General features: G+C 58.2%; 10 protein-coding genes and 1 pseudogene. All 11 read right to left on the bottom strand.

The window, feature by feature from the left end; translation table 11 throughout:
* Positions 1 to 211: pseudogene (locus ABD76_RS08615) on the bottom strand (IS1380 family transposase); the annotation flags it as partial.
* A 367-nt stretch (positions 212 to 578) separates the two neighbouring features.
* On the bottom strand, positions 579 to 740 hold the full coding sequence (locus ABD76_RS08610) for a hypothetical protein (RefSeq protein WP_197256007.1): 162 nt from the start codon (positions 738 to 740) through the stop codon (positions 579 to 581).
* A gap of 40 nt (positions 741 to 780) precedes the next feature.
* Positions 781 to 3,681 carry a DEAD/DEAH box helicase gene (locus ABD76_RS08605; RefSeq protein WP_197256005.1) on the bottom strand — a complete coding sequence of 967 codons (2,901 nt, stop codon included), beginning with the start codon at positions 3,679 to 3,681 and terminating at the stop codon, positions 781 to 783.
* The gene (locus ABD76_RS08600) at positions 3,678 to 5,330 is read right to left on the bottom strand and encodes an SWIM zinc finger family protein (RefSeq protein WP_338125081.1); all 1,653 of its coding nucleotides are present in this window, start codon (positions 5,328 to 5,330) and stop codon (positions 3,678 to 3,680) included. Before ABD76_RS08600 ends, ABD76_RS08605 begins: the two co-directional genes overlap by 4 nt.
* A 218-nt stretch (positions 5,331 to 5,548) precedes the next feature.
* Positions 5,549 to 6,763, bottom strand: a complete 1,215-nt coding sequence (locus tag ABD76_RS08595; protein ID WP_338125079.1) for a Ger(x)C family spore germination protein — start codon at positions 6,761 to 6,763, stop codon at positions 5,549 to 5,551.
* Positions 6,744 to 7,859, bottom strand: a complete 1,116-nt coding sequence (locus ABD76_RS08590; protein ID WP_242069460.1) for a GerAB/ArcD/ProY family transporter — start codon at positions 7,857 to 7,859, stop codon at positions 6,744 to 6,746. The genes ABD76_RS08595 and ABD76_RS08590 overlap by 20 nt, the downstream gene beginning before the upstream one ends.
* Positions 7,856 to 9,505, bottom strand: a complete 1,650-nt coding sequence (locus ABD76_RS08585; protein WP_197256001.1) for a spore germination protein — start codon at positions 9,503 to 9,505, stop codon at positions 7,856 to 7,858. The genes ABD76_RS08590 and ABD76_RS08585 overlap by 4 nt, the downstream gene beginning before the upstream one ends.
* A 196-nt stretch (positions 9,506 to 9,701) precedes the next feature.
* Complete coding sequence (locus ABD76_RS08580) at positions 9,702 to 10,724, bottom strand: LacI family DNA-binding transcriptional regulator (protein ID WP_197256000.1); 1,023 nt, start codon at positions 10,722 to 10,724, stop codon at positions 9,702 to 9,704.
* 90 nt (positions 10,725 to 10,814) lie between these two features.
* Positions 10,815 to 12,434: an alpha-amylase family glycosyl hydrolase gene (locus ABD76_RS08575; protein WP_242069459.1), complete on the bottom strand. Its 1,620-nt coding sequence runs from the start codon at positions 12,432 to 12,434 to the stop codon at positions 10,815 to 10,817.
* 68 nt (positions 12,435 to 12,502) lie between these two features.
* Positions 12,503 to 13,333 (bottom strand): sugar ABC transporter permease, encoded by an 831-nt coding sequence (locus ABD76_RS08570; RefSeq protein WP_197255998.1) that lies wholly within the window; start codon positions 13,331 to 13,333, stop codon positions 12,503 to 12,505.
* Positions 13,330 to 14,643 (bottom strand): carbohydrate ABC transporter permease, encoded by a 1,314-nt coding sequence (locus ABD76_RS08565; RefSeq protein WP_197255996.1) that lies wholly within the window; start codon positions 14,641 to 14,643, stop codon positions 13,330 to 13,332. Before ABD76_RS08565 ends, ABD76_RS08570 begins: the two co-directional genes overlap by 4 nt.
* Positions 14,644 to 14,705: the final 62 nt, after the last annotated feature.

Raw genomic sequence — 14,705 nt, 5'->3', positions numbered from 1 at the left:
CAAAGTCACTTTTCCCTTGACAAAGTAGCCCCAGGTACGCGTAGACCACATCCGGGTGAGTGACCGTGGGTTGATGTACACCGGGAAGCGAGGAACGAGTCAAGCGCTTGGCAATCTGGGTATGGGAAAGGAGCAAGCCAATGAGGGCAAGACCGGAATGAGCGGTCAGCATCTCCACGGACTGATCCAGTTGAAAACGTACGGGTTTCATCAATGGCACCTCCGGGGTGAGTTAAAGAAATACGGGAATTCTTCCCTTTTTCCTTATTTTACTTTACCGGCGGCTCATTTTCTAACTTTTCTATGATTTCATTTCACGGATTCAGGTCTGCTTATGTTTTGTAAAAAAAGGAAAGTTATGCAGGGCCAACAGAGGAAAGAACACTGTGCTCTATACCGCTAAGACAAACAGCCATCATCTTGAACGGCCCATACACAAAAACGTCCGCGTTTTTCCCTTGCCTTCGGGCTTGGAGCACGCTCCCTTTTCCGTCCCTCCCCCACCAATGCTGCAAAAGTGCAGTAATTTTTACGCTACCTAATCCCCTTATTAGTAATCCTGCAAAATTACATCAATTTCAGCCCGCTTCACCTCCGGCAACGTTAAAACAGGCGAAATCCTGCAATCCAGCAGGAATTTCCGCGAAAAGGCCCGGCGCGGCCATAAAATACTGTAAAATTGCAGGATTGGCCCCAATGGCCGTCATATGAAGCATGGAGAGCCAGGCCATCCGCAGCATGCCAAAAAGGCGCCCCCGGTCTAAACCGGGGACGCCTCTTTTATTCCATCCAATGACTCCGCAGGGCGAACAGCTCGCGCAGCTCCGTCGTGGACATTTCCGTAATCCATTTGTCGCCGCTGCTCATCACCTGCTCGCTCAGCTGCAGCTTCTGCTCGATCATATCATCGATCCGCTCCTCCAGCGTGCCGAGCGCAATGAGCTTGTGCACCTGAACGTTGCGGGTCTGGCCGATGCGGTATGCCCGGTCGGACGCCTGATTCTCGACCGCCGGATTCCACCAGCGATCATAGTGGAACACATGATTCGCCGCCGTCAGATTCAAGCCGGTTCCCCCGGCCTTCAGCGAGAGGATGAAGGCCGATGCGCGCCCGGCGTCTGCGGCGCTCTCCCCCTGGAACTGCTCCACCATCCGGTCCCTCTCCTTCTTCGGCACGCCGCCGTGAAGGAATGGCACCCGTTCGCCGGTCTCCCGCTCCAGCACCGCCTGCAGGAGGCGTCCCGTCTCCGCATACTGAGTGAAGATGAGGCAGCGTTCGCCTTCCGAGCGAAGCTCCTCCAGCATCTCGAGCAGGCGGACCAGCTTGCCCGAGCGTTCCGGCCTCCATCCGGCCGGCCCTTCCTTGCGCAGCATCGCGGGATGATTGCACACCTGCTTCAGCTTCGTGAGGGCGGCGAGAATATGAGCGCGCCGCTCCAACATCTCCATCCGCTCGATCGGCGCGAAAAGATCCTGCAGCGTCTGCTCGTACAAGGACGCCTGCTCCGCCGTCAACGGAACATACACCTTCGCCTCGTGCTTCTCCGGCAGATTGAGCTGGATGTCCGGGTCGCTCTTCATGCGCCGCAGCAGGAACGGCTGCACCAGCCGCTGCACCAGCTGCATCCATTCCTTGTCGCGGGTGCGCTCGATCGGCAGGATGTAGGTCTGGCGGAAATGGGAGAGCGACCCCAGATAGCCCGGGTTCAAGAAATCGAAGATGGACCACAGCTCGGTCAAATGATTCTCGATCGGCGTCCCCGTCAAGGCGATCCGGTGTCTGGCCTGCAGCTTGCGAATGGCCACCGATTGCTTCGCATAGGGGTTCTTGATATTTTGCGCTTCGTCGAGACAGAGCGAGCTCCAGACGATCTGCCGCAGCTCCTCCCGATCCTTGAGCGCGAGTGTATACGTCGTAATCACGACATCCGCCTGACGGGCCGCAGCGGCAAAGCCTTCTCCCTTGGCCCGATCAAGCCCATAGTGCAAATGCACCTTCAAGCTCGGCGCAAAGCGCTCCAGCTCCTTCTGCCAATTCCCCATCAGCGAGGTGGGGCAGATGAGAAGGGACGGAGCCTTCTCAGGCTCCTCCTCTTGAATGCGGAGCATATAAGCAATCCATTGAATCGTCTTCCCCAGCCCCATGTCGTCGGCAAGACAGGCGCCCAGCCCGAACCGCCGCATGAAGGCAAGCCAGGAGAACCCCTGGAGCTGATAGCTGCGCAGCTCGCCGCGCAGGCCCGCAGGCGGTTCGCACAGCGGGATGGAGTCGTGATGCTTCAACTTATCGATGAACGTCTGAAGATAGCTGTTCAGTTCCAGCTCAAGCCGAACCGCATCCTTCCGCTGCAGCGGGTCCTCTTCTTCCAGCGTCTCCTTCTCGGCCGTTAGCTGCAGCTCCAGCACTTCGCCCAGCGACAAGCCTTCCCGCTCGGCCTTCATCATAATGCGCCGTATCCGTGCCGCTTCCTCCGGATTCAGCGCCACCCATTGTCCATTCTGATAAATTAACCGCCGGTCCTCTTCAAGCAGGGCGCGGAACTGCTCCTCCGTGAACTGGGAGTCGCCGATAGCGAGCTTCCAATCGAACTGCATCATCTGCTCCAGTCCGATATAGGACGTCCCGGTGAAGCCGTTCCCGGTGAGCTTCGCCTTCAGCCGCGTCTGCAAGCGGCGCGCGCGCTGCCACCAGGCCGGCACGGCCACCAGAATGCCCGCATCGGTCAGAATCAGGCTGCCCTCCGCCAGGAACTGCCACGCCTCCGCCTCGGTGAGCAGGGTCTTCAGCCCGCCGCCCGCCTCCTCCGGCGCGAGCCAGGGGAGGAGACGGACGATTTTGTCCGTCTCATGGTGTACCCGGCTGTCGACATAAGACTGCCACGTCTCCGGGAACGCGCCTTCCGCGGCGGCAGCCCGGTAACCCCGGCCTTCGGGCATATAAGCGCAGGCCAACTGGACGGCCGGCTGCTCCTTGTCTTGCAGCAGCACGCGGAGCCTCCACGGGCCGCGCTCCTCCTCCGGCTCGTCCAGCCGCACCATGAAACGGAACGGCGTCTCGTCCCTTGCCCAGCCGATCGCCTCCAGCCAGTCGGCCTCCTCCCACCAGGCCGCAGCCCGTTCGGGAAGGCGCAGCGTCTCGATGCCCGGCCTCACGGACGCGATCATCCGCCATACCCCCGGATGTTCGTCACGCCGGGCCTGGGCGTCAGCCATCAGCTCGTCGAACCAGCGGGCCAGGCCCGGATCGCCGAGGGCGGCCGCCTCTTGCTCCAACGCTTCCAGAGCCAGGCGCTCTTCCATCGTCAACTGCAGATCCCAGCCGCGCTTGCCCTGCTTCCACAAGTCGAATGACGGCCGGTAGCGGCCGTCCCGCAGCACTTCCGCATAGATATGGGCGGCCGACGCCGCGATGCGGAAGCTGTCTCCCCATGCAATCCCCGCCCAGCGGACGGAGATCGGCTCTTCCGCCAGCTCCAGGAGCATGACGGGAGAGACGGCAATGCCCAGGACGCGGCCTTCCTCCGCCTCGTCCAGCATCGTGCCGTAAAAGGAAGGCCGGTGCCAGCCGAACAGCGTATGCTTGAACGTCCGCAGAGTCCGTCTGAACTCCCCGTGATGAAGCAGAAATCCGCCCTGGCGGCGAGAGAGGCATTCCACCTTCCAAGCTCCCTGTTCCTTCATGTCAAGAGCGCTCCTTCTCGTAACTCTTTGTGCAGCGCCCGCAAGCGGGCGTAGCGGGCCGCGAACCGCTCCATGAACAGCTCCCATGTACCGGCCGAGCCGCAGGCTTCATAGAGCGGCTTCAACCGTTGAAGCAAGCGGGCGGCCTCGCGGTAATGCTCCTTCGTCCGTTCCTCGATATGGCGCTCAATCGCCTGGTGGAACAACGGCAGCAGCAGCTCCGGAGCGGCGCGTTCCACCGCTTCCAGTTCGCCGGACGCGATATCTGCGGGCGAGACCCGCTGAAGCAATTGAATTTCCGCCCAATCGCGGTACCGCCCCTGTTCCAGCAAAAAGGAAGACAAGTACGGAGAAATGCCAGGCAGCAAAGAGAGGACGAGCGCTTCCAGACCGTCCTTGTCCGGCATCCGTTCATAGACCCGCTTCCAAAATTCCCAGTATTGCTCCAAATCGGAGACCTGGCCGGACTGGCGGATCAACGGAGCGAGGGCGCCGAGCCAATAGACAATCCGATCGTAGCGTCCGGAGCGTTCATGCTCGCGCAAATAACCCCAGTACCGTCCGGGATCGTTGTGGTAGGTCAGCTCGCTCAGCCGCTTCACCGCCTCGGCTTCGCGTCCAAGCAGCACCTCCAAATGAACCAGCGCCACCCGGATCGCGTCCCGGCGCCGTGGACGGAGCGACGAGACGGGAACGAGCATCCGTTCCAGCCTGCGGTGCGCCTCCTCCATCCAGTCCGGCCGGTTCAACACGGTCGACCAGAGCAGGGCGAGCACGTCCAGTCCGTCGACCGCCGATTCCTCCTCGGACAAGGCCACCGCTTCCGCGATCTCGCCCAGGGCGGCGACATGCGGCTCATAAGCGGCAGGGGTAGCGCAGGGGTCGTAAGACTCCGCCAGCCGCCGCAGCTCCTCCATATAGGGCCGGACCGTCTCCGAAGCCGGAGCGTCCCGGCCCGGATAGCTCCGGGAGCTGCCTTGGCCGTAACGGATGGACAGCTGCCGCAGCAAGAAGAGCAGGACATGCATGCGGTATAACGGAACAACCTGCCCGGGAAAGCGTTCTCCCTCGCGGTACAATTCATTTTGAGCCCAGGCCGCGATATCGGTCACCGGAGAATGGTAATCGGTGAAGGGCTTGCTATATTTTCGATGGAAAAAATCATGCCATTCTTGAGCCGGAGCCGACGGAGACAGACTCATCTGCCAAGCCTTCTTGCGCCGTTCGAGCTCCGCCTTATGCTCGGCCCGCTTGCGCAGCACCATGCGTTGGCGTTCCTCTTCGATATAAACCTGGCGGAATTCAGCCAGATACAATTCCGGCTTCTTCCCCAGCTCGTCACACAGCTGAAAATAGACGGCGGCCATATGCTTGCAGCCGCCCTCCTCCGGACAGGTGCACTGGCTCCGCTTGACGGCGGTGCAGTTGAACCGGACGCGGTAACGCTTCGTCTCATACACTTCGGCCGCTATCCACTGATCCGGCTCTTCCCCGCCGCCGGCCTGTTCCTCGGCCGCCATACCCAGCACGGCCCGCTTGCGGTAATAGCGCCAGCCCTGTTCCAAAGTCGCGTAGCGAAAACGGCGCTTCATCTGCTCGGTTACACGGTTGAATGTCTTAACGGATAATCCCAGTTGTGACAAGCGCACGTACCTCCACTTTCACGGCTTCTCAAGGAGAAGGCCGCATTCTGTATCCTTTCAGTTTACACAAAATCAACGAAAGATAGAAGAAAAGCGAACAAAAAATGGCCCATGCAGCGTAGCAAAGTTCGCTCCGAATCGGCGGGAACAGCCGGAGGACGCGCCAAAAAGAGGGCGTGGAAACTTTTCCGATCCGCCCTCATGCGCCATGCCGGCCTATCCTCTTATTTGGCCTTGATGCTCGTGGTGCCGAACTCCTTCACCTTCAGCCTCAGATTGTACCTGATCTCGGCATCCGCGAAGATTTCATCCCAATCCTTCTTCCACTTCCTCCACAAGCGGGGATAATGAATGCGGACATGATCGCCCAGGCGAAGGACATCCGCCCGGTACTCCTTCTGCACCTTATGCAGCATGTCGGCGATGCGGGCTTCCACCTGCTTCGCCGCGTCCGCCTCGACCTGCTGGAGATTCCGGGAGTCGAAATCGTCCTGCTCGCTCGACCACTGCTCGGCAAGCCTGCCCTCCGACTCGATCCGGATATCGAACGCAATCCTGCCCTTCTCGATACGTGAGCGAATATCACTCTTGATTGAAGTTATCTCATAGACGCAGATGTCCCCGGTCCGATTGTCATGGGACTTGACGACACCGCCTTTGATGTCCCCGGTGACCCAGTTGACGGCCTCCAGCTGCTCCTCATCGAGAAATCCGATCAGCTTCCCGGTCTTGCCATAGATGACCGCAGCCCCGGCCTGCTTCACTTCTCCCTCCGCCGTAATGAGGTTCTGCAGCAGGAAGCTGGACGATGCATTGATCTCGTTAAGCACCTTCGTTAACGGCATCGGCGGCAGCAGCCGGCTGCTCCGGTACTGGTTGTCGCTGATGCCGGTCAGCCGCATGGCGGGGAACTCGGTTTGGTCCTTGAGCTCCAATGTCTTGCGTGCCTCTCCCTTGCTGATGAAAAGGCGGCAGCTCGGCCGAAATTCCTGCTCCCGCATGAAGAAATCAAGCAGCTGGCGCAAACTGTGCGTCCGAGCCAGCTTGTCGCTGAGGACGATGACTTTATGATGCTGGCCGAAAATAGGGCGGGCGCGGCTCAAGGCGATTTCCCGCGTCAGTTCATGGAGTGAATCTCCCGTTACCGAAATATTGCGGTATTTTTTCTGAGTGCCCGGCTGCCCTTTCCCCGCCCCTGCGCTGCCCCCGGGCTCGATAACTTGGTAGGTCATCGTCAGCATGTTTTTTTTCGAATAATCGCCGCCCTCTTCCTCCAGACTTTTCTGCAGTTTCGTCTCCTTGCTGATATCGACCGCGGTCCCGATCGCGATTCCCAGCTCCTCGATCTCCCTGGCGCTCCAGCAGCCTGCGGCCAGAAGGAGCAGCGCAATCATTGCGCATGACAGCGGCATCCTCCATTTAGGTCGCTTGTTGCCCACGTTTTCCACCCCGCAGCTTCACGATCCCGAGCAGCACGGCGGGCAGCACGCCGAACAGCACGATTCCGGTATTGCCGATATTGTCGGCGAACTGGAACATATCATTAATATTTTTCGGCAGCATCGCGACAATGAACACGATCGGAATCATCACATACTGAATCGGACGAAGCTCTTTTTTGAGCATGATTGCCAACCCCTTAGCGGCCGCGTAATGCGTAATGACATACGTTGCAAAAATTTGCATGATCCAAATGACAAGCATCAGCGATTCATACCGTTCGAAAAAAATGCCCGGAAAGTCAAAGCTCCGGATTAAGGTGATCATGGGCCAAGCGCTGCTAACCACGCCTTCCACCGACAGCGCCCCGATCACCATGACGACCGTCGTCACATAGAAGAGAAGCGGAATCGACACCCCGAACACCACCGCACGAGCCGCTTGCCTGGGGCGAAGCATATACGCCTGCAAAATAAGCATGATCTCATACCCGGCAAACGACAGTCCTGTCGTCCTGACGCCCTTCAATACGGGCATGATGCCAAGTCCAAGCACCGGGCGCAGGTTGTCGAGATCGAATATTTTGAAGCTCATCGCGGCGATCATGACGAAGATGAGCAGCGTAATGGGAAAAATGATCGCAAACAAGCGGCCGATGGCGGGAAGGCCGCCGAGTATCAGGTAAAATCCGACCCACATAAAGGACAGGATGATGGCCCATCGCGGGGTCCCTTCCAGGAGGAACAAGACCGTCACTTCAGCGAGCGAGCGCACGACATGCCCGGACGTGGCGACAAAATAGACGATCACGACGAGGTTGATGATTTGGGAGAGCCATTTGCCGACAATCCATTCGCTGTATTCATAGAAGGTTCGGCCCGGGAAATGCTCTCCGAGCTTGACGATAATGATGCCCGCCAGCATCGCCAGCAGCCCGCCCAGAATGACGGAGAGCCATATATCCGGCGTCTGGACCTTCTCGGCCGCCTCCCGGGGCAGTGTCAGTATGCCGACCCCAAGGATAAAGTTGCCGACGAATACGGCCGCCTGCTGCGTCGTGATGCCCTGTTCTCTGCCCATCTTCACGCTTTTCATTCCTCCTGCTGCTTTTTGCGTATCGAATCCTGGACATGCAGCATCTTCGGCCGGCGGGTCATCCAGCGCAGCGGCGCCCGCACGAAATAATCCTTCCAATCCCGGAGGCGGTAAGGGGCCGCCGGGCTCACGTAAGGGATGCCGAAGCTCTTCAGCTTCACCAGATGGCTGCAGAGCGCCAGGAAGAACAGAACGACGCCATACAGGCCGAATACGGCCGCGAAGAACATGGCGCCGAAGCGGAGCATCCTCAATGTGATCCCGGCGTTGTACTGCGGAATCGCGAAGGAAGATATCGCGGTCACGGCAACGACGATGATCATGATCGGGCTGATGATGCCGGCTTGAACGGCCGCTTCGCCAATTACCAGCCCCCCTACGATGCCAATGGTCTGGCCGATCGGCTTCGGCAGGCGGAGACCGGCTTCCCGCAATATTTCGAGGGCCACTTCCATAATCAAGACCTCGATCAGCGACGGGAACGGCACCCCCGCACGCGTCTCTGCGATGGATAGCGCCAGCTTCGTCGGAATCAATCCTTGGTGGAAGGAAATGAAAGAAATATATAACGATGGGCCGAACGCCGAAATAAATGCCGCGAAATAACGAAGGATGCGAAGCAGCGTGACGGGCATCCAGCGTTCATAATAGTCCTCCGGGCTCTGCAGCAGCATATTGAAGGTGACCGGAACAATCAGGGCGAACGGGGTTCCATCCAAAAGGAGCGCCACTCGCCCTTCCAGCAAGGCGGCGAGCACGCGGTCGAGCCGCTCCGTGCTCTGCACCTGCGGGAACGGAGACAGAAAGTTATCCTCCACGATTTGCTCGATATAACCGGTATCCTGAACGTCGTCCAGATCGAGACGCTTGATTCTTGCCATGACCTCCCGGACAAGATGGGGATCGGCGATATCGGCAACATAGGTGATCAGCAGTTCCCTCTGAACCCGCTTGCCGACGCGAATCCGGGCAATGACCAGATTCTCGTTGTCGCCATGCTGCCGCAGCAGGGCGGAATTCTCGTCGATGCTCTCATTGAAGCCGAGACGCGGCCCCCGAACCAATAGTTCCGACGGCGGTTCCTGCACGCTTCGCGTAATTTCTTTTCTCGTCGCGAGAATGAGGGCCCCGTGATACTGTTCGATCAGCAGCACGGTATTTCCCCGCAGCAGCTCGGAGGCGACCTGTTCCAGGTTGTCCGTTTCTTTCACTGTACTGACTGCCAGCGCATGCTCTACAATAAATGTCTTGGAATATGGCGGGCCGGAGGCTTCCGAATCGCTATTCATCCGCGCCAAATCTACCATGAGCGATTTCAGGATATGCGTCTCAATCAATTGCTTATCGGAGATGCCGTTGACGAAAAAAACAGCCGCTTTCTGACTTGATTTTCCAAGGCAAAACTCGCGTACGGAGACATCTCTCTGGTGATTGAATCTATTCTGAATCAGCGTCATATCGGAGCGCAGCTCCCCTGTAAAATCGGCAGGCTGGTCCGTTGAACCGTCCTCTTGCTCTGCTGCCTCCTGATTCGGATGCTTGCTCTTGCTTACGGCCAGGGAGATTCCATAGGGCACGCACAGCCCAATCGCCGCCTGCAGCCATATTTCCCAGCCTGGAAAATAGGATACTATCGCATTCCACATTCGTGATCACCTGTCATTACTATGCATCGTTGCCAATCATCCTATTCATCCGCCCGGCATCAATCCGCATGCCTTCCATACAAAAAAGCCGACGCCGGCAATACGCCGAGGTCAGCCTTCCATGTATGCTATGGATGTGGTAATAGCCGAATTCGCTTGGATGTGTTCCTTGCCGAATTCGAGCCCGGAGCGGCTCTTATTCCTTAATCCTCCGCAAAGAGGATTCGCGAACAATCAGCCGATGAGGGATAATGAGCCGGTTCTGCATCGGCTCGCCCTTGATCGACCGGATCAAGGTCTGGGATGCGGCATAGCCCAGTTGATATATGCCAATATCGACCGAGCTAATCGGCGGCGTCGCCAGCTCGGACAGCGGGACGTTGTTGAAGCTGACGAGGCTCAGATCATGAGGCACCCGGTAGCCGAGCTCGACCAATCCCCGCAGCACGCCGAAGGCGACCGCATCGTCGATAGCGACCAGCGCGGTCGGGCGCTCCGGCAGGCTCATGAAGAACGACATGGCCCGATAGCCGCTCTCCTGCAGGAATTCGCCTTCCACAATCCATTCCGGCCGGCCTTCAATGCCCGCCTCCCTGAGTGCGGACTGATATCCCTCCATTCGATCCTTCGAGATCATGAGATTCGAAGGACCGCTTACGAAGCCGATGCGGCGGTGCCCCTGATCGATTAGATGGCAGGTCGCGTCATAGGCGGCCTGCAGATTATCATTATTGACGGATAAAATATCCGGATGCTCCTCGCTGCGGCCGATAAGCACGAACGGAAATCGCTGCTCCTTCAGGAACGACACGATCGGGTCGTTGCGCCGGGAATAGAGCAGGATGACCCCGTCAACCCGCTTGCCCTTGACCAGCCGGGTGACGGCCTCAAGCTCCTCCTGCTCCGTCGAGCCCGTCGTCATCAGCAGATCGAAGCCCGCGCGGCTCGCTTGCGTGACCAAGCCGCGCATCACTTCGGAGAAGAACAGGTTCAGAAATAATTCCTCCGCCGGGCGGTGAAGCAGCACGGCAATCGTGTTGCTTACTTTGGAGACCAGGCTCTTCGCCATCACGTTCGGATGATAGCCGAGATCGGCCATCACTTCGCGGACCCGCTGCGCGGTCTTGGCACTGATCCGGGGGTGGTTGGATAATACTCGCGATACCGTCGAAGGAGAGACTCCCGCTTGCTTGGCGACATCGATGATCGTTACGGACATAACAGCTTCCTCCTTCGTCTTGCATCCACAGTCCTTCCATTCCCTTCTTGATACTATAGAAGATCTTCAAAAAGTCTGCTTTGTTCCGTTTTATTTCAATAGTACGGAACTATACGGGGGCAGCGTCACGATACCGTCGCGCAGCGCGGTCTCCTCCTTCGTCGAGCGGGCGATCTCCCGGAACGGCAGATCCGGTTGAGCACTGATGTCGACGCTCTGTTCGCGGGCCGACAAGTTGTGAAGGACCAGCACTTGATCGTCCTCATTCATGCGAATGAAAGCCAGCACTTCATTCGGCACGCCCGCATACGGCAGGATCGCGCCATCGGCCAGGAGCGGTTCCTCGTTGCGCCATGCAATCATCGTTTGGTAATGCCGCAGCAGCGAGGCTGGATCCTTCAACTGCTCCTCAACCGGCACGACGCCGTCCGCGTGCTTCGCCGGCTGCCATCGGGTCTGCCCCTCCGCCTTCTCATCGGAGTGCCAGAGCATCGGTTCGCGAATCCGCTCATCCGGCTTCACCCCGCGCATCCCAATCTCTTCCCCATAATAAATAAACGGATTGCCCGGCATCGTCAACAAGAGCGAGGCCGCCATCTTCGCCCGCTCCGCATGGCCGTCCAGCTCGCTCATGACCCGGTTCTGATCGTGATTGGTCAGGAACGGGGCATCGACGAAAACGCCGTCCGATTGCTTGCTGAAGAAGGAATACGTCTTGCTTAGCACCGACGGAATCGTGGAGGCGCGCTCCAGTTTGGCGGCGTTGACCAGCATCTTCGCCAGATCGAAGTTGAAGCCCGAATCGAGCGCGTGATCCAGATACGGCCCGACGACGCTCGCGGCATCCCATATCTCCCCGATCAGATACGCCTCGGGATCGGCCTCGTCGAGACCGCGGCGGAATTCCTGCCACCACGCCTGATTCTTCTTCACCACATCGGGATTGTTGACCGATGATTGGAAGTCTTCGTAGATATGCTTCGCCGCATCGAGACGGAATCCGTCCGCGCCCTGCTTCAGCCAGAATTGTCCGATCTTGATCATCTCGGCGCGCACATCGGGATGATCCAGGTTCAGATCCGGCATCCCCTCCCAGAAAATCCCCAAATATTTGTTATCCCCCGTTCCATGCCACGCCTGCTGCCCCCAGGCCCCCAATTGGGACTCCTCCGGGCGGGAGCCTTCTGCAAAAGTATACCATTCCCGGTAGGGGCTGTTCTTGTCCTCCAGTGCGGACTTGAACCACGGGTGCTCGCTGCTCGAATGATTGACGACCAGATCGATAATCACTTCAATGCCGCGCTCATGCGCCGCTTCCGTCAGCGTCCGGAAATCGTCCAGCGTTCCGTAATCCGGATTCACCTCATAGTAGTCCGTGACATCATATCCGTGATAGCTCGGCGACGGATGGATCGGCATCAGCCAGATGCCCTTGATGCCGAGATCCTGCAAATAGTCGAGCCGTTCGATGACACCACGCAGATCACCGATGCCGTCGCCATCGGAATCATGGAAGGATCGGACGAAGATCTCGTAAAAGACGCCCCGGCTCTTTCCCATCGCCGGCTGGGCGCGGTCCAGGACGAAGACGGCTGTGCCTGCTGCGCTATCCCCAGGCTGGACCGCCGCGCTGTCAACCGGCGGATCGCGTTCCGGCTCCGTAGACGCGCAACCCGCAGCCAGCGCCGCACCCAGGCAAATTCCAATCATAGCGCCCAGCATCCGCCGGATGAAACCGGGCGCTCCCTGTCGATGCCCGCATGGTCTGTTCCCTGTCTTCATCCCTTATCCGCTCCCGCCGTCAGACCTTCGACCAGGAAGCGCTGCATCGACATGAACAGGATTGTAATCGGCAGGGCGACGAGCACGCAGCCGGCGGCGAAGACGGTGAACTGCGTCGCGAACTGATCGCTGACCATGCTGTAGAGCCCGACCGCCAGCGTCTGCTTCTCCTTCGTGCGCAGCACCATCTGCGCGAAGATGAAGTCATTGAAGGCCCCGGCGAACGAGGTCACGCTGAGGAAGACAATCAGCGGGCGCGACAGCGGCAGGAAGATGCGGAAGAATACGGTAAGATGGTTGGCGCCATCGATCCGCGCCGCTTCTTCCAAGCTTTTCGGAATCGTGTCGAAGTAGCCCTTGACCAGCAGGTACCCCATCGCTGCGCCCGCAGAGTAGACGAGCATCAGGGCCGAATGCTTGTTCAGCAGGTTCATGTTCAACAGCAAAATGTACACGGCAATCATGCTCATGAAGGAAGGGAACATGCCGAGTATGAACAGGAAGCTCATGATTCCTTTGCGTCCGTAGAAGCGGAAACGCGAGAAAGCATAGCCCGTCAGCAGGACGAACAGGGTGCTGAATACCATCGACACGACCGCGATTTTGATCGTGTTCACATACCAGTCGGCGAACGGGAACTTAATGAACAACTGACGGTAATGCTCGAGCGTGAACCGATCCGGGATAAGCGATTCGCTGAACAGGGATGTCCCCGGCCGGAAGGAGGACAGAATCACCCAGATCGCCGGATACAGGGCGAACAGGGCGATAAGCACAAGCAGAATATGGGTAATGACGGACCAGGTCTTTTTTCTCCACCGGTTCATCGGTAAACATCCTCCTCTCGGAACGAGCGCGTGCGGCGGAAATTCCATAATGAGATCGTAGCGAGAATGACGAAGATGATAATGCTGACGACAGCGGCGAAATTATACTTGCCGTTGTTAATCGACAAATTGTACAGCCACGTAATCAAAATATCCGTCTCGCCGGCAAATTGGTAGTCGCTATTGGCCGGCCGCCCGTTCGTCATCAAATAGATGACATTGAAGTTGTTGAAGTTCCCGGCAAACTGGCCGATCAGAATCGGCGCAAGCGAGAACATGACGCTCGGGAACGTAATCTTGCGGAACTTCTGGAACGGCGACGCCCCGTCGACTTCGGCCGCCTCGTACAGATCGCGCGGAATCGTCGTCAATATTCCGATGATGAGCAGCATCGACACCGGGAACCCGAGCCATAGGTTGACAAGCAGAATCGTCACCTTCGCCCAGACCGGATCAGAGAGCCAATTTGGCCCCTCCAGTCCGAGCCAGCGCAAATACTGATTTACCGGCCCGAACTGCGCGTTGAACATATTGCGCATAATGAGCAGGGAGACGAAGCCCGGAATCGCGAACGGAAGCATATACAGCGTGCGCCACATCGCCTTGAAGCGCGTAATCGGCTGCTGCACGAGCAAGGCGACCGCGAAGCCGCCGAAGAACGTCGTCACGGTGGACAGGATGGCCCATACCACGGTCCAGGAGAAGACGCCGTAGAACGTTTTGGCCCAGGCGCTGAGCGCAAACAAATCTTTGAAGGTCGACAATCCGACCCAATCCACCAGATTCGCGGGCGGAAGATTTTTCGGCGAAGAGTAGTTCGTAAATGCAATCAAGATATTGAATATGAGCGGCAGCACGCTGAAGAAAAACACGAACAAAAGCGGCGGAAACAGGATGAGCTGCGCGAAATTTTTCTCGAACACATGCTTCAACGATTGCGCGAACGTGTGCGGCCGTCCGCCGGCTTCCCGAAGCGCTCCGTTCCGGTAGGCATCCCGAATATTGTAAATATAAAGCATGATGAAGACGATAACGACAAATACGACAATGAGTCCCTCAATCAGCAGAAAGATAGAGTGATCGCCGGCAACCCGCTGATATACCTTCCCGACCAGCTTCAGCTCCTGCTTCCGCTCTCCGAGCGTAGCCAGGCCCCATAACGCATGCCCGAGATTCTGGAAAGCAAAATATAGTCCTCCGGCGTACATAGCCAACAGAACGAGGCCCTTGCCCAACTGCCGATTGTAGATCTGACCAGCGCCCATAATAAGAGCGGATAGCACGGCGGCGATGCCGCGGTGTCTGTTCATGAGTCAATCCCCCCGATGAATGAGACCGTCACCTGCCCGCAAGCGGGAAGGTGACGGCGCCC

Source organism: Paenibacillus dendritiformis (genome assembly GCF_015845845.1).
GTDB lineage: Bacteria > Bacillota > Bacilli > Paenibacillales > Paenibacillaceae > Paenibacillus_B > Paenibacillus_B dendritiformis_C.
The sequence above is the reverse complement of the archived record's forward strand: the minus strand, read 5'-3'. Positions and strand labels throughout refer to the sequence as shown.